We start from the raw sequence: 23,740 nt of genomic DNA on the forward strand, positions 1-23,740 counted from the left end.
GGCGTTCTCCGGTGTACGGCAGATTCAGGGCAGGTCCAGGGCCGGCGACTCGATGCCGCGTGCCCGGTCGATCTTCTCGGCCACCTTGAAGGCGGCATCCAACTCGCTGACGCCGTGCTGCTGCATGAGCTGGTAGCGCTCGGCCTTCTCTTCGGGTTCGGTCTGCGCGAGCGCGAGATACAGGCTCGGCGGCACGGCGCGGAAGAGCACCTCCATGCTCTTGGAGAGGATGACGCCCTCGGTGAACTTGCCCGCTTCCTTGCGTGCCGAGAGCATCAGCGCTTTCTGCGCTTGGCTCAGTTCGCGGAACCGCGCGATCTTCTCCACTTCATCGGGGGGCATCGACAGGCAGATCCACCACTCGATCATGTTGAGCATCGGCTCCGCGGCGCGCGGTAGGTCGTCAATATTTTGTGTAGCTAGCCAGTACCAGGCCCCCAGCTTGCGCCACATTTTTGTAATTTTCACGGTATACGGCGCGAGCAGCGGGTTCTTGGTGATCACGTGGCCTTCGTCGGTCACGTTGATGATCGGGCGGCCGAGATACTGGTCACGCTCCGCGATGTTGTTCACCGTGCTGATGAGGCTGATGTACGCGATCGAGAGCTGCGCGTTGTAGCCCTCGCGGGCGTAGGTCGCCAGATCGACCAGCGTGATGTCGGCCTCGGGCCACGGCGTGCCGTCGCGGTCGAACATCTCGCCGTCCGTGCCTTGGCAGAACATGTCCATCGCGTCCGCCATCTCCAGCAGCCGCACGCGCCGCATCTCGGGCAACGTCGGGTCCTGGCCGCGGGTGCGCAGCGCATTGCGCACATCGCGCGTGAGCACAGTGCGCTTCTCTGCCACGCAATGTTCGGCCGCGTCGAGGATGCACTGGCGGATCAGCGAGCGGTCGGCCCGCGTCATCCGCGCTTCTTCCTTGTCTTCGCCGCCCGTGATCATCAGCCGTGCCGTGATCTCCAGCTCGCCCAGCACGTCGCGCTGCTCGTCCGCCTCCATGGCCGAGGCATCCGGTGGCAGGTCTTCGTCCAGTGCATCGGCATCGAGCGTCTGCACGTCGCTGGGCGTTTCGATCAGCCGGCGTGCGTCGGCGAACGGCGCCAGGCTGATGCCCGAGCCGGGTGCCAGCTTGACCCGGTTCACGGTCAGCCCCAGGCGCCTGGCGAAGTCGCTGAACAAGCCGAAGCTGTTGCCGGCTTCCACGATGAAGAGGCGCGGCCGATAGATCGCGGTGACCTGGTTCAGCAGGTTGTTGAGCGTGGCGCTCTTGCCCGAGCCCGTGGGACCGAACAGGAACAGATGGGCATTCATCTGCCGATCCAACCTGTTCAAGGGGTCAAACGTAATCGGGCCGCCTCCGCGATTGAACATCGTGATGCCGGGGTGCCCCGTGCCCTGGGCGCGGCCCCACACCGGCGACAGGTTCGCCGCGTGCTGGGCGAACATCAGTTGCGTGTACCACCGGCGCCGGTCCTTGCCGGGGTTGTAGCAGCACGGCAGCCAGCGCAGGTAGCTGTTGAGCGGCGCCACCTCGTCGTCCTCGCGCACCGGCTGCAGGCCGGCGTTGAGCATCACGTTCGCGAGGTCCAGGCCGCGCCGATCCAGTTCCGCCTCGTCGCGCCCGCGTAGGTAGAACGCCAGAGTGCCCCGGTAGAGCTTGTGCGCGCTGCCGATCAGGGAGCGGGCTTCATGCACGTCCTTGAGCGTCTGCTCCGACGCCAGCGTCTCGCCCACAGCTTTCTTCGCCAGATGGTTGAGGTCCGATTCGAGGACGTCCTGCGGCGTGGCCACCATGGTGAGACACATCAAGGTGTCCTCGGGCATCTGATCGAATAGCGTGTTGATCGCGTCTCCCTTGCGGGTCTCGCCGGTCAGGTGCCCGGTGCCGGGCGGCATGCGCAGCCGGTCGGTGATCAGCACGCGGTGCGGCATGCCGTCGAAGTACCAGGCCCCTTGCGCCACGTCCGAGCGCGGCTGCCCAAAGAACAGCCGCTGGCTGAAATCCCGCCCGCTCGCCAACTCGATCTCGCCGGCCTCGCTTTCCTCGGTACTGTCCGGATAGCGCGCCAACGCGTAGAAGCGCTCCCGGTCCTCCACCCCAGGGCCGAGCAGCGTGGGGCGCGGGTTGAACCATCGCAGCAGCCAGTCGTGAACGTCCGCTGCAACCATGCGCCGGGCCTGGATGCCGGCGTTCGCCAGGCCGCCGCATAGGCGGTCGCAGACGATGCCCAGCATCTGCTCGGGTGTCTGGCCGCGGCGGTTTGCCTGTCCCTGTCCGCTCGCGCGGCGGTACACCACCATGCGCACACGCCGCGTCTGCCCGCGCCAGCGCAGCCGCGTAACCACCGTGTCCTCGAACAGGCCGCCGGGCTTGGCCACAGCGCGCAGGTGGTGGCCGAAGAAGCGCAAGTAGAACTCGGTGAACGCCGAGCCGCGCGCACGTGGCTGCACGTAATCGCGCAAGGTCTGCATGTACTGGTCGAAGCTCGGTTCGTCCTGGGCATAGAGCTGGAGCACCCACGGGTTCTCGTCCAGTTCATCGAAACTGTCCTGAAGCGCGTTTTCCAGGGCGTCGCGGGCATGCGCGAGCCAGCCGGGTTCCCGGCCTTCGGTGCCCAGCGGCACCAGTTCGTAGAACGCCGCCACCGATTGGCCATCCTCCAGGAGCATCGATTTCGACCCGGGCAAGAACTCCACCCAGGGCAGCAGTTCCACGAAGGACGGCGCAACGTCGTACAGCGCCTGCTCGTCGGCCACGGTCGCTGGCTTGCGGCCGTGGACTGCCGAACCGGGTTCGGGGATGCCGGCCTGGCGCAAGGCCTCGACGTGGCGCTGCCAGCTGTCCGGCTGCTCATCGCTAGCCGGGCTACTGGAGCCGGCGCCGGCCAGCTTCGGCCATGGGAGTTTCCACCGCATCAGTAGTCCTCCACGCGCTCGCCCGGCATCGCGTACTGGATGCGCTGGTAGAGCGGGAAGACGGTCGTGTAGCCGGGCACCGGCACGGGATCGGTGCCGGCCAGATGCGGGTACACGTACATCACGAGATCGGGATTGGGCAGGCGCTGGAACTGGCGGTGGACCTCATTGCGCGCGGTGCGCGTGTAGCGCATCTGCTCGACAGGTGCGGCCTGCACGTCGGCGTCGGTCAGGGGCCGACGCAGGCTCTGGCGCGCATCGAGCAGCTGGCGGCCGGCGTTCCGTCCGGCTGCGCCACCGCCGTCGCCGGCCTCCTGCTGCCAGATGTCCATCATCGTGCGGTCACCGTGGGTCAGCAGCTTTTCCTTGCTGGTGGCGCAGCCGCCGAGCACCGCGACGGCGAGGGCCAGCACCAGGCCCTTAATCGAGTTCGAGAGCATGGCTTTCTCCTGCGCGGTGATCGACCTTGCGGCCTTCGGGATCGAAGTCGATGGCGAGCGGTTTTTCGAGGTGGACGGCGACCTTGGCGCCGGGCTGCACATAGACGGCGGCGAACGCCTGGCCGTAGAGCTTGTTGACCCAGGCCGACATGTCCCGGACACCGCCCGCGAGAATCTGGCCGACCGCTTCCTGGCCGGTGATGCCCACGGTGCCGATGGAGCCGTCCGAGCCGACATAGGACATGCGGCCGCTGTCGCTCTCGATGAGCGAGGCCACGCCGGCACCGGCCGCGGTGATCAGGGCCTGCGAGCCGAGGTACTGCTGGGCGTTGCTGCGCCGCTCGCCGCTGACGCAGGGGATGCCGTGCGGGTCGCTGATCCAGCCCAAGCCGTCGCGTTGCTGGTTGTTCTGCTGGTTGCCCTCGCGGTCTTCGGGGATCGTGCGGATCGTGCCGTCGTTGAAGACGAACGTGATGCTGCGCACCTGGCCGCGCACGCACGAAAGCGTCCAGTCGCCCGATGCGGTGCCGCTGAACACGGCGCCGGCCACGTCGGGAATGTCGATGCCATTGGCGGTCAGGTTGTCCGGCCCGACCAGGACTTTGAACGGATAGGGATCGTTGACCGTGCCGTCGATCGGCACGCGGCCGATCAGCGCGGTCATGGCGACCGAACCCATGAGCGTGGAGTTGGTCGGCACGGTATAGACCGGCTTGGCACTCTTGACCCCAGAGGCGCGGGCGCCCGCGTTGGCCACGGTTTCCGCGGTGGTTTCGAGCGTGCTCTGCGCCGGGCCGAAGCTCGTGGGGAAGCTCATTCCGCCGCTCGCGCCACGACCGCCGTTGCGCCCCTCGGCGGGCTTTGCGTCGTCCGGCTCGACCCACCGCACGCCGCCCTCCATGCCGGCCTCGTCGCCGCCCTGCAGCCCCAGGCCCACGGGCAGGTCCGCATGGCCGCCGCCGCGCCCGCCGATGCTGTCCAGGCGCCGCTGCAGGTCGGCGAGCAGCCCTTCGGTCTGCTGGCGCGCGCTGGCCGCCTGCTCCTGGTCGCGGCGCAGGTTGGACCGCTCGGATTCGAGCGCCGAGTTGATGCGCTGGTCGATGGAGTTCTCGCGCTGGCGCAGTCGCTGGTTCTCTTCACGCTGCGACTTGTTGTCCGAGAGCGCGGTCTGAAGCTCGGTGCGCAACTGCTTCACTTGGGCAACGAGCGTCGCCACGGTGTCGCGCGGGGTGTCGCCTTCGATGCCCAGCGCCTTCATTTCCTCGGGCGTGAGCTGGGCGCCGTTGTCCGCCGCGGGTGGCGCCGTGCTGCCTCCACCCGAGAACAGCCGGATACCGACGAACAGCACCAGGATGGCGACAGGGATCATCAGCCACTTGAGCAGGCCGTTACTGCGCATGGCGGGCCTCCTTGGCGTTCTCGTCGCCGTCCGGCTGCGGCAGATGCACGGCAGGGTCGAAGCGGTGAATCGCCGGCAGCAGCGACTGCGCGAGGCCGCGGCCGCCCGTGACCAGGTAGAGGACGGTCGTGTCCTCGGGCGTGCCGCGCGGGCCCAGCGCCTCGTGCTGGAAGGTGGCGGTGAGGAAATCGCCTTGCAGCACGCGCGGGTCGAGCGCGACCCAGTCGGCGCCGGTGTTGGTAAGGCGCACGGCAGTCACCCATTGGTCTTCCAGGCGCCACGACGCGAGCGCGACCGCGCGCACCGGCAGCGTTGGCATCAGTGTGTCCAGGTCGAGGTCGCGGGGCAGGTTGACCCGCATGACGCCCGGAAGCGGCTCGACGGTGCGCAGCGGTGCGTAGAGGTTCTGCGCGGCGAAGCGCGTCAGCACGACAGGGACCGGAGTTTCGCGCCGCGCGGTCCGCGCACCTGCCTGGCCCTGGGCGCGTGCCGGGGCCTCGGCACTGTCGGCCTGCTCGCCATAGCGTCCCGGTGCGCTGTCACCCTCGACGATGCGCACCGGCTCCAGCTCGGCTTCCCCGTCCTTGGGCGGTTCGGCTGCGATGTCCAGCAGGATCAGCGCGCCCGTGTCGGCGTCCTGCAGTTGCAACCGCGTGGGCTCGATCGGCTCGCTGGCGCGCAGGTACACCGCGCCACCCGCACTCTGCACGCGCAGGCGTTCGCCCACGCCCGCGGGCACGCCCACGCGCACGTTCCGGTCGATGAACACGATGCGTTCCTGACCGACCTTCAGCGGCACTGCCAGTGGCATGCGTTCCCAACGCAGGATCTCCACCGCCTGGGCGACGGGTGCCGCGGCCACGGCCAGTAGCCCCAGCAGCGCGAGTACAGGATGCTTCATGGGGTGTTTCCTCCTTGAGGCGCTTGCGGAGACAGGCCACTCGACGCCGGGCGCGCCGGCTCCGGTGCACTGATGCGCTGGGGCGCGCCTTCGTAGCAGTCCAGCGCCAGGCCGAACGGGTTGCGGGCGGGATCGACGTCCACCCGCGTGACCTTGATCGGATAACGCACCAGGGCGCGCTTGACCTGCTCGGCGCCGTAGTACTCGTCCGCCGTGATGTCCAGCGTCACCACCCAGTCGCGATCGGACACGGTGCGCACGCGCGCCGTGGGGTCGTCGCCATAGCCGCGGCCGGGAATCTCGTAGATGCCGCGCACGCGCTGGCGTAGCTCGCCGGTGGAGCGGCGGTAGTCGTAGTCCGCGCGAAGGAAGGCCTGGCAGGACGGGGTGAGGTACGGCGAGAGCGTGTGGAGGTTGCGCGAGTAGTCTTCTTCGCCATTGGTCGGCCAGCGGTTCAGCGTCTGGAACACGTAGAACGTGAACGCATAGACCGATTCGGGCGGCACTTCCCACCACTTGCGGGTACTGCCAGAGCGCAGGTCGGGCGGGACGTGGATGGTCAGGTCGCGCGGCGCGCTCCACCAGCCGCCGCCCATGACCAGGGCGACAATGACCAGCGCGCCCGCGCCCAGGCGCAAGGTCTTGATGTGCGCCTGCAGGTGGGCGATCTCGTTCTTGAAGCGACTCATCGCATGCTCCTGCGGGTGGACCAGAAGCCCGAGCGCGAGATCAGCACGTGGCCGCCCACCCAGCCGGCCATCAGCGGATGGCCCGTTGCGATGCGCCACTGCAACTGCCGATAAAGCCAGGTGTCGGGGCGCCCACGCTTGAGGCGGCGCAGGATGCCGCCGCCGATGAACACGCCCAAGGCCACGCCCAGGACAACGAACGTCGGTGCGATGGCGATCGTGCGGAACACCCACGAAAGCGGCGCGCCGACCAGCAGGCCGGCGGCGCCGGACAGGCCGCAGCAGATCCACAGCTCGTCGGCGGTGAGGCCGCGCACGACAACGGGATGGCGGTTGAGCCGGTGCGGAAGGAACGTGACCGTCCCGTCCGCACGGACGTGCTGCTGCTCGGACATACCGGCCTCGCCTTACAGGATGCCCGTGGCTTCGGTGAGCAGCCAGATGCCGATCACGAGCAACACGGCGCCGATGGCGACCGTGAGGCCGAATTGGCCCCACGTCTTGCGGCCGGTGTGGATCTCCGCGTAGGTTCCGTAGGCGTGGTAGCAGACGCCGATGAACATCGACGCCACCACCAGCAGGGCCACGAGCATGATGATGTCGTAGCCGTAGTTGCGGATCGTCTCCATGATGCCGTTGCCGGTGCCGCGCGTCGGGTTCTCCAACTGCGGCAGGCCTTGCGCGAACGACAGCGCGGGCAGCGCGGCGGCGCCCAGGGCCATGGCGGCGCGCTGGGCGAGACGGGAAGTGAGGATGCGGTTGTGCATGGTCGGGCCTTTCAGGTCAGGACAGAAGGAAGAAACTCAGGACGAGGTACATCGCGACGAAGCGGATGCAGACGCCGAGGAACTGGCGCTGGTTGAGGCGGCTCTCGGACCACCCCACGTAGGCCGTTCGGATGGCCCAGACGCCCCACACGAGCAGGACCGCGAACACGACGCCGACCAGGACGGTCGCCATTGCGGAAGGCGCGATGCCGCTGTTGGCTTGAAATGCCGAGACCTGGGCGCCGTTCATTGCTTGCCCCCCGCAGTCGTCGCCGGCAGCGGCTCGGCCGCCCGCTCGGTGCGGTAGTCGCCGGCCAGTTCGGAGGGGTCGCGCGGCTGAGCGCGCGATGGCGTCAGGTGAAACTGGATGCCGGCGCGAACGCGCGCCAGGTCAGCCAGCAGCCGCGGGTAGTCGAAGTGGTAGCGCTCGCCCGGCTGGATGGGGGCATGCGCGGCGCTGTCCGCGACGGTGCGCTCCAGCGCGTCGAGCTGGCGCAGTGCGGCGACCAGCTCCTGGCGCTGTGCCGGAGACTCGGCCAAGGCCATCTGGGACTGACCCAGCAGGAGGGCCGTCACGAGAAAAGTGGGCACGCCGCGATGCGCGGCGCGCAGCCAGATCGAAGCCACCATCGCGCCATTCCTGTGTGATCAGCAATGGGGTGATCGTGGAGATCAGGGCTGTTTTAGGCCGCAAACAATAGGAACTGGCGGACGACCGGATTGGGCATACCGCGAGCGAACCTACAAAAGCCCGGGTGGAGTTTCGATTATTGCGTTTTTCGAGTGTTTCGAATATGATCGGCTCTGCAACCGTTTTCGCTTAGGAGCTACCCATGACCACCGCCACTGCCCAATCCAAGATGACCCTTCCCGCCGCGGGAGAGGTTAAGGCAGCCGTCCAGGGTCAACGTGCCTTGGCGGCTTACCTCGCAACCCAGTTCGAGACGCAGCACATCCAGATCTTTGATGACCACAAACAGGCTCATCAGGTGGAACTGCCTACCTCGGCTTTACGCCTGCTGGTCGACATCCTGGCCGAGTTGGCCGATGGCAATGCAGTAAAGGTGGTGCCCGTCCATGCAGAGCTGACGACCCAAGAGGCGGCGGACTTGCTCAACGTGTCCCGTCCCCATTTCGTCAAGCTGCTAGAAGATGGGGTGTTGGCATTTCATCGCACCGGCAAGCACCGCAGGGTGAGGTTCGCCGATCTGATGCAGTACAAGGAAGCGCGCGAGCGCGCCAGTGAGCAGGCGATGGCCGAACTCGCTCAGCAGTCGCAAGAGTTGGGAATGGGATACGAATGAGGCATTCCCCATTCACCGCCGTCTACGACGCGTGCGTTCTATATCCCGCGCCACTGCGGGATTTCCTGATGTGGCTCGGCCTGTCTGGCCGCTTCCGGGCGCGGTGGAGCCAAGCCATTCATGAGGAGTGGAAACGCAATCTGTTGATCAACCGCCCCGATCTCACCCGGGTTCAGGTCGACAGGACGTCGGATCTCATGGACAGGGCCATTCCGGACGGCTTGGTGGAGGGCTACGAAGCGCTCGTGGCAGGCCTGACATTACCCGATCCGAACGATCGGCACGTCCTGGCTGCGGCGATTCGCTGCGGTGCGAGCGTGATTGTGACGTTCAACGAACGTGATTTCCCGAACGATCTGCTGGCTCCGTACGGCATCGAATCGCAGCACCCCGATGAGTTTGTGGACAACCTGCTGGATCTGGATGCGGCCGCCGTAGTGTCGGCTGCGCAGCGCCAGCGTGCCCAACTCAAGCATCCGCCGATCGATGTGGACCGCTATCTCGAAATCCTGCTGCGCCAAGGCCTTGTGCAAACGACCAAGGTGCTGGCGACCTATCGCACCATTCTCTGACCCGCCGAGAGCCACGGATGACCAAGAATCCTTCATCAGACGCCACTTTGCCGAAAGGCATCCATCGAAGCTGGAAGCTGCCGGATAAGTCGCTGGGTGACTTGTGGGATTCGATCGTGATGGACGAAGCCATCAAAAAACAGTTGCTGTCACAAGCGATCGTCAACTTCACGGTGCGCCCCAAGGTGGAGCGCACGGTACTCCCCCTGCACGGCGTGATCTTGTTGGTCGGCCCGCCGGGGACTGGGAAGACCTCCTTGGCACGGGGCTTGGCGCATCGTGTGGCCGAATCTTTTTCTTCTGCGAAGTTTCGATTGCTGGAAGTGGAGCCTCACACGCTGACGAGCTCTGCAATGGGAAAGACTCAACGCGCCGTGGCAGACCTGTTCTCGCAATCGATCGCAGAATCCGCAGCGGCGGGCCCGACGATCGTCCTTCTGGACGAGGTCGAAACGCTTGCGGCTGATCGAGCGAAGCTCAGCCTGGAAGCCAACCCGGTTGATGTGCACCGGGCCACCGACGCGGTGTTGGTGCAGTTGGACATGTTGGCCGAACGCAACCCGCATCTGCTGTTCGTGGCCACCAGCAACTTCCCACAGGCCGTCGACAGTGCCTTCCTATCTCGTTGCGACATGGTGATGGAGGTGCCACTGCCCGGCAAGGATGCCTGCAAGCAGATCCTAGTGGACTGCCTGAATGGCCTGGCAAAGACATTTCCGGGGATTGGCAAGCTTTCCTCGGCTCACCAGTTCGACGCGTGCGCTGGCGAGTGCGTCGGATTGGATGGTCGGGCCATTCGCAAGGTCGTAGCCAACGCCCTCGCGGCCGACCCGCAAGTGGCTATCGATCCGAACAAGCTTTCCGTAGAGCACTTGCGCAGTGCGATACGACAGGCAAAGCAAATGCGCCTTCAAGGAGGGAAGCAAAAATGACCACCGTTGTCAGCCGGACGTTTCGCAGCTCGCCGCACCGCGATGCGTTGCAGACATGGGATGCCATTGTCGAACTGCTCACTCAGGGCAAGGACGGCACGGCTCGCTCTGAACTCAGGGCCGTGACGGGCGTGGCCGCCAGCTTGATCGCCGACCAGGCACCCAAGAGCGCGCCCATCGTTGCGACATGCGATGGACCACGGACCAGGATCTACTGCCTCTTCGACGAAGACGCGATCTATGGTGATGATGCCAACGAAGAAGTCTTGGGGTTCGAGCCGTTGAAGGGAGACTGGGGAGTCTCGCTGCCGTGTCCGAAGGAGCAGCTCGGCTGGGTGCAAAGCGCGCTCAAAAAGCACAGTTCTCGCATCATTGCACGGGACTTGAGCCAAGGAATTGCCACGCAGGCGCAGGCCGATGCTGGGCAAGCGCTGTCGCTCGACCTCGGAGGTTTCCTCAAGTCATGAGCACCGTCGCCACCTACTCGTACACGCACTCGGTTACCTATGTGACCGACAACATCCTCAAGAGCTTGAAAGACATCATCCTGCTCAGTGGGCTGGACCCTGAGCACTTTGCGGATCGCTGGGAGAGCAATACCCGAGCCATCAAGACGTGGCTCGGGACCGGTGATCTGCGCAAGGTGATTCTGGAGATCTACAACCCGGCAACCGACAAGCTCGTGACCCGATGGGATATCGACATCGTGTATGGGTGGTCCGATGGCGACGGCAGCTTCTGGACAGATACCGAGCAGTTGAAGTACGCGATCAAGAAAGCTGGGCTGCTGCCATCGCAGGCCAAGTACAAGTTAATGCTCGATACAAAGCCAGGGCGACCTGATGTGGAGGGATGGAGCAAAGGAAGTTATCGCTCGACGGATGGAATGGTCAAGCAGAGCCTAGGCTCGACTGTCGAACACAGCGGCCTGGCGGGTCAGGCCGGATATTGGAGGCAACGCTGATGCTGTCGATCGATGAAGCTTTTCGCAAGTTCAAGTCGCGTCTGGAACTCAACGAACGCGAACAGAAGAATGCCTCGCAACGCCAGAACGAAGTGCGGGACTACCTGCAGACCAAGTTCGGCATTGCGCGCAGCTTCCTGACCGGTTCCTATGCTCGATACACGAAGACGAAGCCGCTCAAGGATATCGACATCTTCTTCGTGCTGAAGGACTCGGAGAAGCATTACCACGGCAAGGCCGCATCGGTAGTGCTGGATGATTTCCACTCTGCATTGGTGGAGAAATACGGTTCGGCGGCCGTGCGCAAACAGGCGCGCTCGATCAACGTGGATTTCGGTGTTCACATCGACGCGGAGGACAACACGGACTACCGGGTGGTCAGCGTGGATGCGGTGCCCGCATTCGATACCGGCGACCAGTATGAGATCCCCGATACGGCGTCCGGAAAGTGGATCAAGACGGACCCGGAGATCCATAAGGACAAGGCGACCGCAGCGCACCAAGCCTATGGCAATGAGTGGAAAGGTCTCGTGCGCATGGTGAAGTACTGGAACAACAATCCCAAGCACGGCGATCTGAAGCCGGTGAAGCCCTCGTTCCTGATCGAGGTAATGGCCCTTGAGTGTCTTTACGGCGGCTGGGGAGGATCGTTCGATCGCGAGATCCAGTCGTTCTTTGCCACGCTTGCCGATCGAGTTCATGACGAGTGGCCGGATCCCGCCGGACTTGGCCCGGCGATCAGCAACGATATGGATGCCGCGCGCAAGCAGCGCGCGCAGCAGCTGCTGTTCCAGGCGAGCCAAGACGCAAGCATCGCCATCGACCACGCGCGTCGTGGTCGCAATATCGAAGCGCTTCGCGCCTGGCGCGCACTGTTTGGCCCCAAGTTCCCACTGTCCTGATTCCATCGGCTTCCATACACGTCCCATCGAGGTACAGCATGTCCCAGTGGTCGCTTTCCCAGCTCCTGTCGTCCCTGCATGAGGACATCCAGCAGCGCTTGTCCGTAGTACGCAAGACCTTCGGTCACCCGGGTACGAAGGGGGATGCGAGCGAGAACGTCTGGATCGACATGCTGGATACCTATCTGCCCAAACGGTACCAGGCGGCCAAGGCGCATGTGGTGGACAGCCTGGGGAACTTCAGCCAGCAGATCGATGTGGTGGTGTTTGATCGGCAATATTCGCCTTTTATCTTCACCTACGAGAACGAGACGATCATTCCAGCCGAAAGCGTGTACGCCGTTTTCGAGGCCAAGCAGACGGCTGACGCGGGGCTTGTGGCCTATGCCCAGGAGAAGGTCGCCAGTGTGCGCAGGCTGCACCGCACGAGCCTGCCGATCCCGCACGCTGGCGGGACCTACCCAGCGAAGCCGTTGATTCCGATTCTGGGTGGCTTGCTCACCTTCGAGAGCGAATGGAGTCCTGCATTGGGTCCATCCATGGACAAGGCGCTGAACGCAAACCTCACCGAGGGGCGTCTGGACATCGGATGCGTTGCCGCCCACGGGCACTTTTTCTATGACCAAGCCAGCGGCGCGTACAGCTACACCAACGAAAACAAGCCGGCGACCGCGTTTCTTTTCAAGCTGATCGCGCAGCTTCAGTTCAGTGGAACGGTCCCCATGATCGATGTGGAGGCTTACGGTCAGTGGTTGACCAAGTGAGGGGGCGCTGTGGCAAGCATACGTTCGGAGTACCACCGGTTCCTGGCGCACTTGGCGCAGCGGCACGTGCACGACGACGTGCGCCGGCTGGCGCACCTGGTGCTCGATCACCTGCAGCCACTGGCCGAGGTCGGTGCTGCACGCCGGGGGCGCTCCACGCGCTTGGCGCCGCTGGCCATCGCGCATCTGGCGCAGATGCCTGTCGCCTACGACGGGGACGCGCGCGGCCCCGAAAACGGGCCGGCGCTCGGGCGACTGCACCAGCTCGAAGTCGGGCCGTTTCGAGGATTCATGCGGCAGGAGACGTTCGACCTCAGCCATGACATCACCTTGGTCTACGGTGCCAACGGCACCGGCAAGAGCAGCTTCTGCGAAGCCTTGGAAGTGGCGATGCTCGGTTCGATCAGCGAAGCGCAGGCCAAGCGGGTCGACCAGCGGACGTACTGCAACAACGCTCGCCTGCGCCGCCACGTCGCGCCAGTCCTGTCGTCTACGGCGGCGGGCGAAGCGCAGGCCGTCCAGCCCGACGAAGCTGAGTATCGCTTCTGCTTCATCGAGAAGAACCGCCTCGACGATTTCGCCCGAATCGCCGCGCGGACCCCGAGCGATCAGCGCCAGCTCATCGCCACCCTGTTCGGCGTGGACCAGTTCAGCGAGTTCGTGCGCGGCTTCAACCCCTCGCTCGATCAGGACCTGATGCTTGCCGGCGTGCAGGCGGCGCAGCTGGCGCAGCGTCGCCTGCGGTTGGCGAACTCCGAACAGACCATCGCCGCCTACCCGCAGAAGATCGCAGCGGTCGAGGGCCTGGAACAAGCTTTGGCGCAGCGCATGTCACCTGGCGCGACCTATCAAGCCTGCGTGGACTGGCTGCTGGGTACGCCGCAGCAGCAAGGACGGCTACCGTATGTCCAGGCTCAGCTGGACGCCAACCCGCCTGCCATTCACGAGGTGACCCAGGCCCGCCTGCAAGCGTTGCTGGCAGAGGCCTACCGCGTCCAGGGACTGTGGCAAGCGTCTTCCGCGCAACTCGCGGCCCGCGCGGGCGAGGTGTCGTACGCGAAGCTCTACGAGGCCGTGCAAGCGTTGGCGGACGGGGCGACCGCGTGTCCGGCATGTGGAACCGGACTGGCCGCTGTGGCACAGGACCCGTTCGCCAGGGCGCGAATGGGCCTGGAGCAGCTCGCGCAACTGGCCGTCCTGCAGCAGCAAGAGGCCGGGCATCGGACGCAGTTGAGCGAGGCGGTCCGAGCGCTGTGGGACGAAATGCGCCGCGTGGTGGCGGCGGCTGGGGTCGCTTGTCCTGCCGAATCGCAGGCCGCGGGCCTGCCACTGCTGCCTCCCACGTCGGCGGGCAATTGGCTCGGCGGCTGGGTGAATGGGGACCAGCGCGCCTGGCAAGCCCTCTTACGGATCGCACAGATCATCGAAGGCTTCGACGCGCAGGCGCGCGACGTGCATGCCCAGCGCGGCGCGATGGCCCAGGAGCGGGACCGCCTGCAACAGCATCAGCTGGAGATCGAACGGCTGCGGACCATGCGCACGACTGCGGATCAGGAGCTGGCGGCCGCCCGCCAAACCGTGGCCCAATTCGACGACGCGAACCGCGGCCTGATCCAGGCGGCCACGGACGAAATGCCGGTGGTGGTGCACCATCAGCGGGTCAAGGCCGCCTACGACGGCTTCCTACCCGAGATTCAGGCATACCTGACCGCTCTGCCGGGGGTTCTGCTACAGGGGCTGGGAGACCAAGCCCGCCATCTCTACAACGCATTCAACCGGGCCGATCCGCCCGGCGATCTGCTGCACGCGCTGTGGTTGCCCGTGGCCGAGAACGGCAAGATCGAGGTGGAGTTCGCCGGCGAGCCGGGCGTGCGCTACGACGCGTTGATCGTCTTCAGCGAAGGGCACATCAAATGCTTGGGTCTGGCGATTCTGCTTGCCAAGAACCTCGCGCAGGGCTGCCCCGTGGTCATCTTCGATGACGTCGTCAATGCGATAGACGACGACCATCGCGATGGCATCTGGCGTACCTTCTTCGAGGACGGTTTGCTCCACGGCAAGCAGGTTATCCTCACCTCGCACGCAGAGGAGTTCCTGCACCGCATCCAGCAGGAGTTGGGCGTGCGCCGCGCCGCGGCCATCAAGCGCTACAAGTTTCTCCCGCATCAGGGAGAGCACGAACTGCGGGTCGACAGCGACCCGCCAGCGAAGAACTATGTTCTTCTGGCCCAGCAGGCGTTGGCGGCTGACGAGAAACGCGAGGCACTGCGCCAGGCCCGGCCGGCGCTGGAGAGTCTGACGGACCGCCTGTGGACGTGGCTGGGTCGGCGGGCGGACGGCCGGATCGACATCAAGCTGAGCGGGCCCCGCGCGCCTTGGGAGCTGAACAATAAATGCACCAAGTTGCGGTCGGCCGTCGAGCGTATCGCGGCGCAACATGCGGGTGCGCCGGATGCCGTAGGGGCGTTGGTCAGGCTGCTCAATGTCAGCGGTACGAGTATTGAATGGGGTTACCTCAATAGCGGTGTGCACGACGCTCAGCGCGATCATGAGTTCGATCGGGCGACGGTAAGAACGGTCGTCGAGGCGGTTACGGCGTTGGATGCTGCTCTTGATACCCTGCAGAACCGATGAACGGCACACGGCTTTGCAGAGCAGTGCCGCCCGTGTCACCTCATAAGTACTTCTTGAAGCTGCCTGCGGTCAGGCTGACTGCCATCCCCAGCAACGCCGCGCTGGGCAGCAGGATGACCAGAGGATGCACCGCTATGGGCAGTGCGAGATAGGTGACCCAAGGCAGCACGGCCAACGGCATCAGGCTGGCCTTCGCGCGGTGGTAGATGAAGCCGGATTCGCGGCCCGCGCCGAACCGGCGCACATCCCGTCGCACCAGGCCGTCGATCAGGCCGACGAATGCTGCAGTGAGGATCAGCGGCAGCGTGAGTACCAGGACCAGCAGGCGCACCAGGAAGGTGAGCGTCGTGAAGGCCGCAGCGATCAGGTAGCTTTCGGCCCAGACATAGACTTGGCTGATGTAGTAGCGGAAGTTGCGGCTCTGCCCGTGGCTGGCCGCGCGGGCGCGCTCGGCGGTCTGGCTCATGCGCTCCAGCAACCCCGAGCGCACGAACACCCACTCGTACCCGGTATCCACCAGCTCGTGCGCCGTGCGCCCGGGCTCCTGCACCACCACGCTGCGCGTGAAGTGGTTGGACAGGTGCCCGAGTTCGTACTGCAGCATCTGCTGGGAGTGGCGCCAGCCCTGGTCCTTCCAGAACAGGTGCATGCCGACGCACTCCACCACGATCGAGAACAGCAGCGAGCCGATGAGCACCCCGAGCAGCCGGAACGGCAAGGTGATGGTGCCGACGATCAGCCCCTGGCGCTGGTTCTGCTCCCGCTGCGCGGTCGAGGCGGCATCCTTCATGGTGCGGCCTCGCCGGTGCTGTCGTCGGCGCCGGTGGCCACCGCGTCAGGCTCGGCTGGAGCGGCGTCATCCAGCAGGTCGTCGGGCAAGGCTGCATGCGGCAAGGCTGCGGAACTGGTGAACTCCCACCACTGCGTGGCCTCGCTGTAGCTCTGGCGCATATACCCGGCCAGTTGCTGCAAGTCCGTCGGCATCACTTCATCGGGGTCTGGCGCCGGAAGCGGCATGCGCACCTTCCAAAGCTGGCCGCCCTGCAGCAGCGCGAAGCATTGGCCCTTGGGCAGACCGACGACGTGTGACGGCTCGATCATCGGCACGCTGGCCATGCTGATGCGGTCCTGGGTGTTCGACGTGAAGTCCGTCGCGCCGCGGATGTCTGAGCTGTCCGTCGCGCCCGAGACGATGGTGGTCGTATAGACCTCGACCTTCGGCAACTGCCTCGTCAGCAGTTCCGCGGTGGCCGTCTCGCGCACGCGCAACATGAATAAATTGTTGAAATTCCCGATCACTTGGCCGGCCTTCGCGCGGTTGCCGATGCGGGCCTCGATGTCCGAAAGCGTTTGCGTGTAGGCGGTGACTTGCAGGCCCGCGCCACCGCCCTTGTTGATGAGCGGAATGAACTCGTCACCCATCAATTCATTGAACTCGTCCGCATGCACGTTGATCGGCACGCGCGCACCAGCCGATGCGCCCGGCAGGCCATCGTCGATTCCGTGCTTGTAGATGTGCCCAGCCACCGAGACGAGATCGCTGAACATCGAGTTGCCGACCGCTGCGGCGACCTCCGCATCGGACAGCGCGTCCAAGCCGACATAGACGACGGCGCGCTTCCTGATCACCTGCATCCAGTCGAAGATCGGGCGCGGGTCGGCCAGGTCGGAGTAGTTCGGCGCCAGGAGCTGGGCGATCTTGCCGCTCGTGAGCTTTTCCAGCAGCGGCAGCAGCGATGCAACGATCTTGTCGAAGTAGGTCTTGTCGTAGCGCACCGCCGAGCGCAGGCCATCGAGCACAGGGTCGTAGTTGCGCGCCTGGGAGAGGTATTGCTCCAGCGCCACCACACGCTTCTCGCGCCCGATCATGTTCCTTGGGATGTTCTTCTCGTTGAGCTTGGCCTCGATCTGGACGATCACCTCCCAGGCCTTGGGCTCCGTCTTGGCAAAGTAGTGCTGGGCGTACTCAATGAACAGCGCGTCGATGTTGATGACGTGGCGCTGGATCAGCATGTAGTCCGGGCGCTGCCCCAGTTCCACCAGGGCGCGGGCGATGATGTTCACGAAGCGCCATGCGAACTCGCGGAACGCCGCGCTGTTGCCTTCGCCGGAGAGCTGCCCCGCGATGCGTGTCGCCACTTCCGAGATCCGACCGAAGCGGCCCACGGCGTTGTAGCGGGCGCTGATTTCCGGCCAGCCCAAGTGGAAGATGTAGAACTCGCCTTCGCGGCCAGCGCGCTGGGCTTCGACGTACATCCGTTTCAAGAGATCGGCATCCCCCTTGGGGTCGATGACGATGACGACCTCATGCTCGCCGGCAGCATTCCTGCGACGGATGTCCTGCGTGACGAACAACTCGGCCAGGCGCGTCTTGCCCACCCGCGTGGTGCCCAGCACCAGCGAGTGCCCGACGCGCTCGCCCAGCGGCAGGCTGACGTCCACTTCGTCGGGCTCGATGCCGTGCAGCCTTGGCAGGCCGCCGACAGGCGGCAACGGGCGCACGGGGTTGAAAGGCGCGTCCCAGCCGGTGAGCTTCGGCAGGCGCGAGAGCGGCAATGGCGCGAACTCCAGCCGTTCCTCCAGGCGCCTGGTCAGCCGGTAGGCCGGCGTCGGCTCGACGTAGCGGCGGAACTCGGGCCGGTACGTCTGCATCAGCCGATGCGTGTGCTTCTGCTCCCAGAGAAAGCCGCGCCCCACGAATAGGCGCTGCTGGCTGACCGGCACGTCCTTGCTGGTCATCACGTAACGCGGCAGACGGCGGATGTTGCGCCGGTAGCGCAGGATGATGCGGGCATCGCGGTAGCGGATCGCGCCGTAGGCGCCGAACGCCAAGGCGCTGCCGATGCCCATGGCCGGGCTCAGCGCGAGCGACCATGGGGCCACCAGGCACAGAAACGCGGCGCCTGCACACGCCGCGACGGTGTATAGCTCCACCGCTGGGCGTAGCAGAACCTCGACCGGCTGTTTGCCCGACATGGCTTCATTGCTCGATGCCGGTGGCCGTGATCAGCGCCGGGTAGTGCCGCAGGCCCAGGCGATCGGCCAGGTCGTCGCCGGCCACGGGCGCGAGCGGCACGCCCGGCACCAGGGCGCGCAGCCGCGCCAGGCCCTGCGCGGTCTCGACGTTGACGACCAGGCCGACCGCGCCACGTTCGCGCAAAGCGGCGGCGCGGCGCTGCAACCAGGCCCGGGAAGCCTCGTCGTCGCCGATGACCACGAACGGCCGCAGGCCGGGCGCTTCGATCACCCGTCGCGCGACGGTGCCGGGCGTGAGCTTGGCGCTGCGCACCGGCAGCATCGCGGCTTCGTCCGCCCGTGTGGCAGGAACCTGGGGCGTCGGGATGGACGGCCGCGCCGGTGCGTTGGCGCGCGGCTGGAGATTCAGGGCTTCGTAGTACGGCAATGCCGACGTGCCGCCACGGTCCTCGACAACGATCAGTGGCTCGCCGGCACGCGAGGCCAGCGGCAGGCCTGACAGCAGCATGAGTAGGCCCGTGAACGCGAGATGGGCGGGATGGGGTTTCGTCATGGGGAGGTCTCCTGGCGCGCCGCGAGGACCGCGGCGGCTGGTCGCGTGCCCTGCACGCGGGCAAGGTGGCGCGACACGCTGCGCCGATAGCGGGCGGCGGGCTCGCCGCCTGCGGGGCGGTGGTAGCGGCCGATCGCCAGCAGCCAGTCCTCGCCGGGGGTGTGCTGCTCCTTCAGGATCTCGGCGGCAACGGCCAGGTTGCGATACGGATCCAGCAGGTCGCACGCGCCGGTAAAGCGGTGCTTGTGGTAGCCGAGGTTGATCTGGCCCAGGCCCGCATCAATGCGCGTGTGCGGCGTGGCGCGCATCGCCTGCTGCAGGCCAGCGCAGGCGTCGGCGCGCGTGGCGAAGCGGCGCGACTGGCCGGCGACGTTGAGGGACCACGGCCACGGCACCAGGCGCCCGTTGCGCCGGATGCCGCTCTCCTGCAAGGCCACGGCGTAGAGCACGGTCGAGGGGATGCCTGCGCGCTGGGCGGCAAGCTGGTAAGCCGGTGGCGGAACCTCCTGGGCCAGGGCGGCAACGGCATACAGGCCGGCAGTGAGCACCAGTGCGCGCAGGGGCATGGCTACGGCTGGCGCTGCCATTGGCCGTTCACTTCGCGCACGGCGGCGGGCAGATCGCCGGGCAGGCCCAGTGACAGCCAGCGGCCGCCGTCGTGGTTGAGCGTGATGCTGCCGGCGCGCACGCGCGCCGGGTCGATCTGCGCGCGCTTGGCCCAGTCGCGGATGCGCGCGTCATCCTGGCGGCTGCCCACCATGTACAGGTCGAACTCCGCGCCCGAGGATTGCAGGCGCTGCACGAGCTGTCCGCAGGCTGCGCAGCCGTCCTTGACGAACACCGCCATGCGGCCGCTGCCGCGCAAGGGACTGCTGGATGGGCCGGCGCCCGGCTTGTCGTCGGGCAGGTTCACGCGCTGCATCCCCGGATTCAGGCGCTGCCAGGCCTCGTCGTAGGCGCGCTGGTAGGCGAGCAGCTTCTCGACGCGGCGCGCTTCCACCTGCACCTGCAGTTCCGCATAGCGGCGCCGTTCTTCGTCCGTGCGAGCTTCGATGCCCAGGGCGGACAGCGGGTCCAGGTTGGGCGAGTAGATACCCAGCGGCCCATCCATCAGCTCGCGGTAGCGTGCCCATTCTTGTGGCTGCAAGCCCCATTCGGTTGCCACCCGGTCGTCCAGCACGCGGGCGGCCAGCGGGCGCTCCTGGCTCTGTGCGTTGCGCGCCGAGGTCGTTGCGGGCTGCTGCGCCCAGGCGGGCCATTGCGACGACGCCACCAGGACCGCGAAAAGGAGGATCGACGGCTTCATGGGGTGCTCCGGTCAGGGAATCGCCACGCGGCGGGTCTGGTTGCCGGCCTGGAACACTGCGGTGTTGCCCTCGATCGCCTGCAGGCGCCACGGGCCGACCGCATCCCCGGGCAGCAGCACCTGAAGTTGGGCGGGCGTGAAGTCCCCGATGCTCGGCGCGACGGACACGCTGCGCTGGCCGGCGCGCAGTTCGGCGCCGACGACGCGGAATGGCAGCGGCGGCAGCTCGGTCTTGGAGGCGGCGGACGTGCGCGATGCGCGCCGCTGGGCGGGTGCGGTGGCACGCGCGGCGGCTTGGCGCGCCTTGATCTGCTCGACCTCCGCGCGCAGCGCCTGGAGGTCGTCGGCCGCTGCGTAGCCACTGAGAGATTTCTCGACCTGGGCCGCGCGTGCTTCCAGAATCTGGCGGGTGTCTTTGAGGTCAGCGTCCGTCGCGACGGCCGGGCGCTGCTGGATGGCCTCGATCGTCTCGGCCAAGCCAGTTGCCTGCGCTTCCAGGCGTTGCAGGCGGGAATCCAGCCGCTCCTGGTCGGCCTGGTCGCTGAGGGCCTGGTAGCCCAGGGCCGCCAAGACGCTGAGGAAGATCAACCAGAGCCACATCAGGCTCTGCACCACCACGGCGGCGGTCGATCGCTGGGCAGGTTGCGGGGCGTTCATGGCTGGCCTCCCGAAACCATGGGTGCCAGCGGGAACGTCTGCACCGCCTCGGTGGCGGGTGGCTCGGATGGGGACTCGGCGACCGCGCGATCGCCGGGCCGCTCGAAGCAGATTTGCCGTGCGCGGTCATCCGCGTGCAGTTCCCAGGCCGGGCCAGCCAGCGTGAGCAGCGCATCGCGCAAGGTCATGGGGCCGAGGTGCAGGTGTACCGCCGGCAACGGCAGCGCGTACAGCTCGATCACGGCATGCGCGGTCTGGCACAGGCCATAGCCGCTGCGTTTGAGCACGTGCCGAAGCCCATCCCCGACCGTGGCGCGGGCATCCTCGGGCATGGACACGTCGATGGTCTGCAACAACAGGTCGCGCTGCGCCGCCATGGGTGCCAGTTCGACCAGTGTGTAGCGGGCGTAGCGCACGACCGGGATGTACTCGGAAGCCTCGGGTTCAGGCGCGGCCAAGACTTCCGCGATGGTGTCGGGCGCGACCGGCGCAGTCGTCGTCGCGCAGCCACCGGCCAGCACCGACCACAGCAGGCCGAGAAATCCCGCCAGAAGGCGGCGTTCGGGATAGTGAAACCACGGTGGAGAGGGGCACATAGCTCGGCGTCCTGAAACATCCAGCCCTCACCATCGCCGCTCAGGCCGCGAGCGGCAGCAAACAATGCGAACCAGGCAGCGTCCGATTTACCGGGAGCGGCAAAAAAAACGGCCCCGAAGGGCCGTAAGTGGAACGTGTCATGCGGCGACAAGCTGCCGGGCCAGTGCGACCTCGACGGAATCACCGTCCTGGTTCAGGACATCGAGCCCGGATTCGGGCACGTCGCCCGAGGTGGACTGCGAGACCATGATCTTCTTGGCCATCAGCTCCAGGCAGGTCATCTGCGAGGAACCGGCGTAGCCGAGGTAGATCACACGCACGGGCTGCTTCTGCCCGATGCGCCAGGAGCGGCGTGCCGCCTGCTGGAGCGAGTACACGTTGTAGCCCGACTGCATGAACACGATCGTCGGGAACTCCAACAGGTCCAGCCCCGTCTTGACCAACTCGGGGTTGGTGATGAGCACGTCGATGCCACGGTCCAGTTGCTCGGCGATCCAGTCTTCGCGGCGGCTGGCATCCACGCTCGCGCGCAGCACCGCCACCTTGAAGCCTTCCTGCTCCAGCAACACCTTCAGGCGCGACGTGGTGTCGCGCGTGCCGGTATAGACCGTGTAGGCCAGGACCTTGCGGCCCTGCGCCTTCTCCTCTTTGCAGATGTCGATCAGCTCACGCTCCTTGGGGCTGATCTCGAACTCGTTGAACTGAGCCGGGACAAACGCCAAGGTGTTGCGCGTGCGCGGATGCACCACGGTCTCCGACCGGAAGCAGCAATCCGGCCAGGCCAGCAGCACGTTGAGGACCACACCCAGCAAGGTCGTATCGCGTCGCGCCAGAGCCTGTTTCAGCTCCGCGGTCAGCCGACCCGCCAGATCGCGGTAGGCCGCGGCTTGCGCCGTGTCCATCGCGACTTCACGGAACTCCTCGTCATACGGCGGCAGGACGTTGCCACCGATGTCCTTGAGCTTGAGAAAGATCGTGAACGGCAGGATGCAGCGCAGCACGCCCTTGGGGCCAAACCCCGGGGCCTTGACCGTGCGCACCGATACCTTGGTGCCCTTGGCCGTCTTGTGCGCCGTGCCGGTGCTCTCGGAGTAGATGTCCTTCAACACCCCGTGATCGCGCATGAACGCCATCGCAGCCGAGGTCATGCTGCCGCTCGTGGTCGGGCGGTAGCCGTCTTCGATCATCCGCCCCGGAAGGGCTCGGAACAGCAGGTGGAACAGGTCGTCCCCGTAGCCGCCCATCAACGTGCCGGTCAGCAGCAAGGTCTTGCGAGCCTTCGCCGCCAGCACGCCCATGGCCTGGCCCTGGGCACTGCCCCCGTTCTTGTACTCATGTGCCTCATCGGCGATGAGCAGGTCGAACGTGCCTTGCGGCAGGTAGCGTTTGATGAACTCGGACGGCTGATAGCCGCCCTCGCCAAAGCCGAACTCCATGTTGGCCATCGCACGTTCCATGCGCGTGGCCTGACGGTCGGAAAACACCAGCTCGCCGTTGCCATCCATGAGGTTGATGAACTCATGGATGTTGTCGCCGAGCATCGACGCCAGGAACCCGTCACCGAACTTTTGCATCAGCTTCTGCGCGGTGACCTCTCCGATGGTCGGTATGCGCTTTAAGGCTTTGAGCACGGCCGAGGACTGGTCGCTGCCGGACAGACTGCGCGGGCGGATCAGTGTCCACAGGGGCGCGGCGCAGTGGCCGCACTTCCTGCGGCACTCCTCGGCTTGGAGCGCGATCGGGTTGACCGGCTCGCCGTCGAGGTCGGTGATGACCGTGCCGCAGTCCGGGCAGGCCGCCACGTCGCCGTGGCGGGTGCGCCGCGTGGTGAAGACAGGCTTCCAGTGAAAGCCCATCCGCATCCTGACGCGCCCCAGGACGAAGAACTCCTGGCCCGTGGGCTGCACGCCCAACTGCTCGCGCAGCTTGATGAGCTTGACGAGCGTATCCGGCCCGTTGAGTACCCACACCTTGGCACCGGCCACCGTCTCCTGGATCTCGCGCCGCCACTTGTAAACCAGGTGGGGCGGCGACAGCACCAGAGTGCGGCGATAGCCTTCGGCGTTGAGCACGGCGGCCGTGGCAATGCCGACGGTCGTCTTGCCGCAGCCCATCTCGCCATTGACGATCGCAGCACGTTCGCCACGGTCGATCAGCAGCTCGGCGGCGGCGTGGACGACTTCGGCCTGGGCTGGGAACAGCTTGCGCTTGAGGCTGGCGACCACCAGTTGCCGGTGCGCCTGCGGTTGGCCGGTATAGACCGGCGGATTAGCGCTGTTGAGGGCGTCGAGTAGTTCGTCGCCGAACTCGCCGACAAAATCCTGAAGGCTCAGGGTCAGAGGGGAAGATTCCGCGTCGAGCAGTTCGCCCTGTACGGGCGCGGATTCAGCGGCAGTGGTTTCGAGATCGAGGGACATGGTGATGCTCCAAAGAAAAATGGGGCATGCACCACCCCCAGCGGGGCAAT

25 protein-coding genes are annotated in these 23,740 nt (G+C 66.0%); 8 read left to right on the forward strand and 17 right to left on the reverse strand.

The annotated features are described in order from the left end of the window. Positions 1–24 precede the first annotated feature (24 nt). From EV675_RS15685 to EV675_RS15725, 9 genes are read right to left on the reverse strand one after another with little or no spacing between them, the layout of a single operon-like run. Positions 25–2,916 carry a conjugative transfer ATPase gene (locus EV675_RS15685; protein WP_011516996.1) on the reverse strand — a complete coding sequence of 964 codons (2,892 nt, stop codon included), beginning with the start codon at positions 2,914–2,916 and terminating at the stop codon, positions 25–27. Further along, the gene (locus tag EV675_RS15690) at positions 2,916–3,356 is read right to left on the reverse strand and encodes a TIGR03751 family conjugal transfer lipoprotein (protein WP_003149753.1); all 441 of its coding nucleotides are present in this window, start codon (positions 3,354–3,356) and stop codon (positions 2,916–2,918) included. Before EV675_RS15690 ends, EV675_RS15685 begins: the two co-directional genes overlap by 1 nt. Next, complete coding sequence (locus EV675_RS15695) at positions 3,337–4,755, reverse strand: TIGR03752 family integrating conjugative element protein (protein WP_004350605.1); 1,419 nt, start codon at positions 4,753–4,755, stop codon at positions 3,337–3,339. The genes EV675_RS15690 and EV675_RS15695 overlap by 20 nt, the downstream gene beginning before the upstream one ends. Further along, positions 4,745–5,656, reverse strand: coding sequence for a TIGR03749 family integrating conjugative element protein (locus EV675_RS15700; protein ID WP_004350604.1), 912 nt, complete (start codon positions 5,654–5,656; stop codon positions 4,745–4,747). Before EV675_RS15700 ends, EV675_RS15695 begins: the two co-directional genes overlap by 11 nt. Then, the gene (locus tag EV675_RS15705) at positions 5,653–6,345 is read right to left on the reverse strand and encodes a PFL_4703 family integrating conjugative element protein (protein ID WP_004350603.1); all 693 of its coding nucleotides are present in this window, start codon (positions 6,343–6,345) and stop codon (positions 5,653–5,655) included. The genes EV675_RS15700 and EV675_RS15705 overlap by 4 nt, the downstream gene beginning before the upstream one ends. Then, positions 6,342–6,740 (reverse strand): TIGR03750 family conjugal transfer protein, encoded by a 399-nt coding sequence (locus EV675_RS15710; RefSeq protein ID WP_003153632.1) that lies wholly within the window; start codon positions 6,738–6,740, stop codon positions 6,342–6,344. Before EV675_RS15710 ends, EV675_RS15705 begins: the two co-directional genes overlap by 4 nt. Before the next feature lie 12 nt (positions 6,741–6,752). Continuing rightward, the gene (locus EV675_RS15715; RefSeq protein WP_003153634.1) at positions 6,753–7,112 is read right to left on the reverse strand and encodes a TIGR03745 family integrating conjugative element membrane protein; all 360 of its coding nucleotides are present in this window, start codon (positions 7,110–7,112) and stop codon (positions 6,753–6,755) included. Between the two features lie 16 nt (positions 7,113–7,128). Continuing rightward, positions 7,129–7,362, reverse strand: coding sequence for a TIGR03758 family integrating conjugative element protein (locus EV675_RS15720; RefSeq protein ID WP_003050225.1), 234 nt, complete (start codon positions 7,360–7,362; stop codon positions 7,129–7,131). Further along, positions 7,359–7,742: an integrative conjugative element protein, RAQPRD family gene (locus EV675_RS15725; protein ID WP_003090167.1), complete on the reverse strand. Its 384-nt coding sequence runs from the start codon at positions 7,740–7,742 to the stop codon at positions 7,359–7,361. The genes EV675_RS15720 and EV675_RS15725 overlap by 4 nt, the downstream gene beginning before the upstream one ends. A gap of 203 nt (positions 7,743–7,945) precedes the next feature. On the opposite strand from EV675_RS15725, the gene EV675_RS15730 reads away from it, so the two are divergent. The 8 genes from EV675_RS15730 to EV675_RS15765 are packed head-to-tail and all read left to right on the forward strand — an operon-like array spanning position 7,946 to position 15,184. Beyond that, positions 7,946–8,416, forward strand: a complete 471-nt coding sequence (locus tag EV675_RS15730) for a helix-turn-helix domain-containing protein (protein ID WP_003050245.1) — start codon at positions 7,946–7,948, stop codon at positions 8,414–8,416. Beyond that, positions 8,413–8,988 (forward strand): PIN domain-containing protein, encoded by a 576-nt coding sequence (locus EV675_RS15735; RefSeq protein WP_003153636.1) that lies wholly within the window; start codon positions 8,413–8,415, stop codon positions 8,986–8,988. The genes EV675_RS15730 and EV675_RS15735 overlap by 4 nt, the downstream gene beginning before the upstream one ends. A gap of 17 nt (positions 8,989–9,005) precedes the next feature. Further along, positions 9,006–9,920, forward strand: coding sequence for a CBASS system CD-NTase-associated protein Cap6 (gene cap6, locus EV675_RS15740; protein WP_003050256.1), 915 nt, complete (start codon positions 9,006–9,008; stop codon positions 9,918–9,920). Beyond that, positions 9,917–10,387: a type III CBASS phage resistance system CD-NTase-associated protein Cap8 gene (gene cap8, locus EV675_RS15745; RefSeq protein WP_003153638.1), complete on the forward strand. Its 471-nt coding sequence runs from the start codon at positions 9,917–9,919 to the stop codon at positions 10,385–10,387. Before cap6 ends, cap8 begins: the two co-directional genes overlap by 4 nt. Next, positions 10,384–10,884: a type III CBASS phage resistance system CD-NTase-associated protein Cap7 gene (gene cap7, locus EV675_RS15750; RefSeq protein ID WP_003090159.1), complete on the forward strand. Its 501-nt coding sequence runs from the start codon at positions 10,384–10,386 to the stop codon at positions 10,882–10,884. Before cap8 ends, cap7 begins: the two co-directional genes overlap by 4 nt. Then, on the forward strand, positions 10,884–11,786 hold the full coding sequence (locus tag EV675_RS15755; RefSeq protein ID WP_003153640.1) for a CBASS oligonucleotide cyclase: 903 nt from the start codon (positions 10,884–10,886) through the stop codon (positions 11,784–11,786). Before cap7 ends, EV675_RS15755 begins: the two co-directional genes overlap by 1 nt. A 38-nt stretch (positions 11,787–11,824) precedes the next feature. Further along, positions 11,825–12,550, forward strand: coding sequence for a CBASS effector endonuclease NucC (gene nucC / locus EV675_RS15760; RefSeq protein ID WP_003050273.1), 726 nt, complete (start codon positions 11,825–11,827; stop codon positions 12,548–12,550). Positions 12,551–12,559: 9 nt separating this feature from the next. After that, complete coding sequence (locus EV675_RS15765) at positions 12,560–15,184, forward strand: AAA family ATPase (RefSeq protein ID WP_003153642.1); 2,625 nt, start codon at positions 12,560–12,562, stop codon at positions 15,182–15,184. 40 nt (positions 15,185–15,224) lie between these two features. Here the strand turns inward: EV675_RS15765 and EV675_RS15770 are convergent, their stop codons facing one another. The 8 genes from EV675_RS15770 to EV675_RS15805 all read right to left on the reverse strand — a co-directional run bounded on the left by EV675_RS15770 (position 15,225) and on the right by EV675_RS15805 (position 23,690). Then, the gene (locus tag EV675_RS15770; RefSeq protein WP_003153644.1) at positions 15,225–15,974 is read right to left on the reverse strand and encodes a TIGR03747 family integrating conjugative element membrane protein; all 750 of its coding nucleotides are present in this window, start codon (positions 15,972–15,974) and stop codon (positions 15,225–15,227) included. Next, a complete protein-coding gene (traD, locus tag EV675_RS15775; protein ID WP_004350569.1) occupies positions 15,971–18,160 on the reverse strand; it encodes a type IV conjugative transfer system coupling protein TraD in 2,190 nt (729 codons plus the stop codon). Before traD ends, EV675_RS15770 begins: the two co-directional genes overlap by 4 nt. A 4-nt stretch (positions 18,161–18,164) precedes the next feature. After that, positions 18,165–18,713, reverse strand: coding sequence for an integrating conjugative element protein (locus EV675_RS15780; protein ID WP_003109779.1), 549 nt, complete (start codon positions 18,711–18,713; stop codon positions 18,165–18,167). Continuing rightward, positions 18,710–19,300 (reverse strand): transglycosylase SLT domain-containing protein, encoded by a 591-nt coding sequence (locus EV675_RS15785; RefSeq protein ID WP_003109780.1) that lies wholly within the window; start codon positions 19,298–19,300, stop codon positions 18,710–18,712. Before EV675_RS15785 ends, EV675_RS15780 begins: the two co-directional genes overlap by 4 nt. Beyond that, positions 19,282–20,019 carry a TIGR03759 family integrating conjugative element protein gene (locus tag EV675_RS15790; RefSeq protein WP_003098886.1) on the reverse strand — a complete coding sequence of 246 codons (738 nt, stop codon included), beginning with the start codon at positions 20,017–20,019 and terminating at the stop codon, positions 19,282–19,284. Before EV675_RS15790 ends, EV675_RS15785 begins: the two co-directional genes overlap by 19 nt. A gap of 12 nt (positions 20,020–20,031) precedes the next feature. Then, positions 20,032–20,676 carry a hypothetical protein gene (locus tag EV675_RS15795; protein WP_003098888.1) on the reverse strand — a complete coding sequence of 215 codons (645 nt, stop codon included), beginning with the start codon at positions 20,674–20,676 and terminating at the stop codon, positions 20,032–20,034. Next, positions 20,673–21,272, reverse strand: a complete 600-nt coding sequence (gene pilL2 / locus EV675_RS15800) for a PFGI-1 class ICE element type IV pilus protein PilL2 (protein WP_003098890.1) — start codon at positions 21,270–21,272, stop codon at positions 20,673–20,675. The genes EV675_RS15795 and pilL2 overlap by 4 nt, the downstream gene beginning before the upstream one ends. A gap of 138 nt (positions 21,273–21,410) precedes the next feature. Then, positions 21,411–23,690, reverse strand: coding sequence for a helicase-related protein (locus EV675_RS15805; RefSeq protein WP_004350563.1), 2,280 nt, complete (start codon positions 23,688–23,690; stop codon positions 21,411–21,413). Positions 23,691–23,740: the final 50 nt, after the last annotated feature.

This window comes from Pigmentiphaga kullae (genome assembly GCF_004216695.1).
In the GTDB taxonomy this organism is placed as follows: domain Bacteria; phylum Pseudomonadota; class Gammaproteobacteria; order Burkholderiales; family Burkholderiaceae_B; genus Pigmentiphaga; species Pigmentiphaga kullae.

What these genes read in the sequence shown, in the direction of transcription:
- EV675_RS15685 (WP_011516996.1), bottom strand. Translation starts at nt 2,916, where the DNA reads ATGCGGTGGAAACTCCCATGGCCGAAGCTGGCCGGCGCCGGCTCCAGT.
- EV675_RS15690 (WP_003149753.1), bottom strand. Translation starts at nt 3,356, where the DNA reads ATGCTCTCGAACTCGATTAAGGGCCTGGTGCTGGCCCTCGCCGTCGCG.
- EV675_RS15695 (WP_004350605.1), bottom strand. Translation starts at nt 4,755, where the DNA reads ATGCGCAGTAACGGCCTGCTCAAGTGGCTGATGATCCCTGTCGCCATC.
- EV675_RS15700 (WP_004350604.1), bottom strand. Translation starts at nt 5,656, where the DNA reads ATGAAGCATCCTGTACTCGCGCTGCTGGGGCTACTGGCCGTGGCCGCG.
- EV675_RS15705 (WP_004350603.1), bottom strand. Translation starts at nt 6,345, where the DNA reads ATGAGTCGCTTCAAGAACGAGATCGCCCACCTGCAGGCGCACATCAAG.
- EV675_RS15710 (WP_003153632.1), bottom strand. Translation starts at nt 6,740, where the DNA reads ATGTCCGAGCAGCAGCACGTCCGTGCGGACGGGACGGTCACGTTCCTT.
- EV675_RS15715 (WP_003153634.1), bottom strand. Translation starts at nt 7,112, where the DNA reads ATGCACAACCGCATCCTCACTTCCCGTCTCGCCCAGCGCGCCGCCATG.
- EV675_RS15720 (WP_003050225.1), bottom strand. Translation starts at nt 7,362, where the DNA reads ATGAACGGCGCCCAGGTCTCGGCATTTCAAGCCAACAGCGGCATCGCG.
- EV675_RS15725 (WP_003090167.1), bottom strand. Translation starts at nt 7,742, where the DNA reads ATGGTGGCTTCGATCTGGCTGCGCGCCGCGCATCGCGGCGTGCCCACT.
- EV675_RS15730 (WP_003050245.1), top strand. Translation starts at nt 7,946, where the DNA reads ATGACCACCGCCACTGCCCAATCCAAGATGACCCTTCCCGCCGCGGGA.
- EV675_RS15735 (WP_003153636.1), top strand. Translation starts at nt 8,413, where the DNA reads ATGAGGCATTCCCCATTCACCGCCGTCTACGACGCGTGCGTTCTATAT.
- cap6 (WP_003050256.1), top strand. Translation starts at nt 9,006, where the DNA reads ATGACCAAGAATCCTTCATCAGACGCCACTTTGCCGAAAGGCATCCAT.
- cap8 (WP_003153638.1), top strand. Translation starts at nt 9,917, where the DNA reads ATGACCACCGTTGTCAGCCGGACGTTTCGCAGCTCGCCGCACCGCGAT.
- cap7 (WP_003090159.1), top strand. Translation starts at nt 10,384, where the DNA reads ATGAGCACCGTCGCCACCTACTCGTACACGCACTCGGTTACCTATGTG.
- EV675_RS15755 (WP_003153640.1), top strand. Translation starts at nt 10,884, where the DNA reads ATGCTGTCGATCGATGAAGCTTTTCGCAAGTTCAAGTCGCGTCTGGAA.
- nucC (WP_003050273.1), top strand. Translation starts at nt 11,825, where the DNA reads ATGTCCCAGTGGTCGCTTTCCCAGCTCCTGTCGTCCCTGCATGAGGAC.
- EV675_RS15770 (WP_003153644.1), bottom strand. Translation starts at nt 15,974, where the DNA reads ATGAAGGATGCCGCCTCGACCGCGCAGCGGGAGCAGAACCAGCGCCAG.
- traD (WP_004350569.1), bottom strand. Translation starts at nt 18,160, where the DNA reads ATGTCGGGCAAACAGCCGGTCGAGGTTCTGCTACGCCCAGCGGTGGAG.
- EV675_RS15780 (WP_003109779.1), bottom strand. Translation starts at nt 18,713, where the DNA reads ATGACGAAACCCCATCCCGCCCATCTCGCGTTCACGGGCCTACTCATG.
- EV675_RS15785 (WP_003109780.1), bottom strand. Translation starts at nt 19,300, where the DNA reads ATGGCAGCGCCAGCCGTAGCCATGCCCCTGCGCGCACTGGTGCTCACT.
- EV675_RS15790 (WP_003098886.1), bottom strand. Translation starts at nt 20,019, where the DNA reads ATGAAGCCGTCGATCCTCCTTTTCGCGGTCCTGGTGGCGTCGTCGCAA.
- EV675_RS15795 (WP_003098888.1), bottom strand. Translation starts at nt 20,676, where the DNA reads ATGAACGCCCCGCAACCTGCCCAGCGATCGACCGCCGCCGTGGTGGTG.
- pilL2 (WP_003098890.1), bottom strand. Translation starts at nt 21,272, where the DNA reads ATGTGCCCCTCTCCACCGTGGTTTCACTATCCCGAACGCCGCCTTCTG.
- EV675_RS15805 (WP_004350563.1), bottom strand. Translation starts at nt 23,690, where the DNA reads ATGTCCCTCGATCTCGAAACCACTGCCGCTGAATCCGCGCCCGTACAG.